This is a genomic window from Streptomyces sp. MB09-02B, assembly GCF_033794485.1.
GTDB lineage: Bacteria > Actinomycetota > Actinomycetes > Streptomycetales > Streptomycetaceae > Streptomyces.
In genome coordinates this window covers 1-3325 of sequence record NZ_JARGEE010000658.1, presented here as the reverse complement: position 1 = coordinate 3325, position 3325 = coordinate 1, and the positions used below count along the sequence as shown (strand labels likewise).

At 69.7% G+C, this 3325-nt stretch carries 4 protein-coding genes; 1 reads left to right on the top strand and 3 read right to left on the bottom strand.

All coding sequences use genetic code 11. The features are described from left to right. From P1P70_RS42410 to P1P70_RS42400, 3 genes are all read right to left on the bottom strand, one after another. On the bottom strand, positions 1-202 hold a 202-nt coding region (locus P1P70_RS42410; protein ID WP_319247517.1), incomplete at its 3' end, for a hypothetical protein. 251 nt (positions 203-453) lie between these two features. After that, a complete protein-coding gene (locus P1P70_RS42405) occupies positions 454-1479 on the bottom strand; it encodes a glycoside hydrolase family 5 protein (protein WP_319247515.1) in 1026 nt (341 codons plus the stop codon). A 93-nt stretch (positions 1480-1572) separates the two neighbouring features. Next, positions 1573-2475, bottom strand: a complete 903-nt coding sequence (locus P1P70_RS42400) for a UTP--glucose-1-phosphate uridylyltransferase (protein WP_319247513.1) — start codon at positions 2473-2475, stop codon at positions 1573-1575. A 208-nt stretch (positions 2476-2683) separates the two neighbouring features. On the opposite strand from P1P70_RS42400, the gene P1P70_RS42395 reads away from it, so the two are divergent. Beyond that, on the top strand, positions 2684-3229 hold the full coding sequence (locus P1P70_RS42395; RefSeq protein WP_319247511.1) for a GNAT family protein: 546 nt from the start codon (positions 2684-2686) through the stop codon (positions 3227-3229). The last annotated feature ends 96 nt before the right edge of the window (positions 3230-3325 follow it).

Genomic DNA, 3325 nt, shown 5'->3' with positions numbered 1-3325 from the left:
CTCGTCGTGCAGTTCGCCGTGGGATACCTCCTCGACGTGGACGACAGCGGCCGCGCCCTCGTCCCCGGCCCCGGCCGCTGTCGTCCACGTCGAGGAGGTATCCCACGGCGAACTGCACGACGAGAGCCACGAACACCACCCAGTGGAGCGTCTTCGTGACGGTCCCGTAGCCGTGCGGGCCGTTGCGCAATGAGGAACACATGCGTCCAAGGTGCCCCATGGCCGGAACTCCTCGGCACGGCGACACGATGACGCGACCACACAGCCGAGTGGCTGAGACGCCGAGACGCGGTGGGGCGATACGGCCCCGCATCACTACGTCGCTACGTCGCTACGCCGCTACGCCGCTCGTCGTCACATCGCCACGACGGGAGCCGAAGCCGGTGTGCGGCCCCCGGTGTGCTGCGCGCGCACTGTCCGTCGGGTGGCTCCCGTCGTGGTCCTGGTCGCCGGTCAGAAGTCGTCCGGTGTGCTGACGCGGTCGCGGATCCAGACGCCCGCGGGCTTGAGCGAGGACGTGCCGGTCCACGGGCCGTTGCCGGCGCAGGTGCCCTGCTTGAAGACGGCGCCGCTGCGGTGGTCGTCGGAGAAGTTCCAGTTGACCCAGCTGATCTTCTTGGCCGCCAGGAGATCCAGATAGCGCTGCGACATGGCGAAGTCGTTCGCGCCCTCACCCGCGTAGTTCTGGGTGCCGAACTCGGTGACGAAGACGGGTATCCGGTCGGCCGCGCGGGCGAGGGTCCGCAGGTACTCGTCCCGGTGCGAGTACGCGTAGAAGTGGAAGGTGTACATGATGTTGGCCGCGTTCACCGGGTTGCCGACCACCTCGGACTCGTCCGCGCCCTCCGACACGCCGAGCGAGGACCAGGCGCGGGTGCCGACCAGGATCGGGGTGTCCGGGTCCTTGGCCCTGATGACGGGGATGAGCTGCTCGGCGTAGCTCTTGATGCGGGACCAGCTCACGCCACTGGGTTCGTTGGCGATCTCGTACAGCAGGTTGTTCTTGTCGCGGTGGCGCTGCGTGATCTCGGAGAAGAAGGTCTTGGCGCGGGCGAGGTTGTGATGGGGGTCGCCCGGGTCGAGCATGTGCCAGTCGACGATGACGTACATGCCGCGGGCCGTGGCCCGTTCGATGGCCGAGTGCACCAGATCGGTGAAGCGGCGCGGATCGGTCTCGTAGCCGTCCTCCTGGATGTACATGGAGGCGCGCAGGACGTCCGCCTTCCAGTCGGTGGCGAGAGCGTTGAGGGAGCCGTTGGTGACGCACTGGCTGTACCACTGCAGACCGTGCGTGCTCATCCCTCGGAGCTGGATCGTTTTTCCTTGCTGGTTGCAGAGCTTGGTGCCGCAGACCTTGAGCTGTCCGTTGGCCGCGACAGGCGTCGGGGCGGCGGGGGCGGACCGCGCGGTCGCGGGGGTGAGGACGAGGCCGAGGAGCAGCAGCGTGGCGAGGAGCGGAACGGATCGTGCCGATCTCATGGGGACTCCCGCTAACTGGTAGGAAACTTTCCTAACAGAAGGGAATTAGCAGTTGGTCCGGACCTTTACAAGAGGCGCGTGCGTACGGACCCGTCAGCCCTCGGGGGAGTCGAGGCCGTTCACCAGGCCGCGCAGGACGGGGCCGTACTCCGGGTGGGCGAGGGCGAAGGCCATCTGGGCGACCAGGTAGTCGGCCGGGTTGCCGGTGTCGTACCAGCGGCCCTTGATGACCTGCCCGTACACCGCGCGGGTCGCGGCATAGGCGTTGATGGCGTCGGTCAGGTAGACCTCGCCCGTGCGGTGCTCGTACCAGCGGCGGGTCTGCTCGCGCAGTTCGTCGATGATGCCGGGGGTGACGACATAGCCGCCGATGGCCGCGAACGCCGAGGGCGCGGCGGCGGGCTCGGGCTTCTCCACCAGACCGGTGATGCGCAGCTGCCCGTTGCCGAGGTCCTCCTTGACGATGGGCACGCCGTAGCGCTGGGACTCGGTGGGGTCCATCGGCAGGAGGGCGAGCACCGGGCAGCCTGTCTGCTCGTAGGCGCGGATCAGCTGCTGTGCGCGGGGCACTTCGGCCACGAAGACGTCGTCGGGCCAGAGCACCAGCACCGGCTCGTCGCCGAAGGCGCGGGCGGCGTTCAGCACCGGGGTGCCGTTGCCGTACGGGCCGTACTGGTCGAGATAGGTGATGTGGCCCTGGCGGGCCAGCTCCGCGACCTCCTCGACCGCGTCGGCGTAGGCCGTCTTGCCGTCCGCACGGAGCTGCTCGACGAGGGCGGGGTTGGGCCGGAAGTGGTCCTGGATGAGGCTCTTCCCGCCCGAGACGACGATGGTGATGTCGGTGATGCCGGAGTCCACGAGCTCACGCACGGTGTGCTCGACGACCGGCTTGTCGCCGACCGGCAGCATCTCCTTCGGAATCGCCTTGGTGAGCGGCAGCAGACGGGAACCGAGGCCGGCGGCGGGGATGACGGCCCTGCGAATCGTCGGGGACATCTCGTCTCTCTCGGTCGAGCGGCGCACCGGACCGGTTGGCACGGCGACCTGGGCCCACACCGTCCGGCGGCCCGTCGAAAGCCTACCCAGCCGGGCTCGCACCGTGCGCCGGGCCGGGTGCCCACGGCCGGCCCGCCGCTCCGCCCGCCGACCTCGGCGATCGTTTATTCGATTGCCGACGGTCCGTTCGGGCGTATAGGAAACTCGCATGCTGAGAGGTGCCAAGGTCGGGCTGAGGGCCCGGCACGAGGACGACATTCCGATTCTGCGGGCCGAGCTCTACAACGACGTGGTCAACGCCTCGCGGGCCGAGGGCGGGCCGTGGCGTCCTATGGGCCCCGCCTCGAAGGACTCGCGGCTCCTGGTGGACGACACGGCGCAGGACCGTGTCCCGTTCTCCGTGGTGGAGTCGGAGGGCGGGACGATGGTCGGTACCGCGACGCTCTGGGGCATCGACACCCACAACCGGACCGCGCACATCGGGCTGGGGCTGCTGCCCGCCTCCCGCGGCAAGGGCTACGGCACGGACGTCGTCGCGGTGCTGTGCCACTACGGCTTCGTCGTGCGCGGCCTGCACCGGCTGCAGATCGAGACGCTGACGGACAACGTCGCGATGCTGGGCGCCGCCGAGCGCAACGGCTTCGTCCGCGAGGGCGTGCTGCGCGCCAATGCCTGGGTGATGGGCGAGTACCTGGACGAGGTGGTGCTGGGTCTCCTCGCCCAGGAGTGGAAGCCGGACACGCCGGGCCGGTGACCGCCCGGGCGCGGGCCTAGCCGGACCGGCCCGGCCGATGCGCCCCGGCCGGCGGCTCGATGGTGACGGGGACGGGCCCGGGGGCCGGGGCGCATC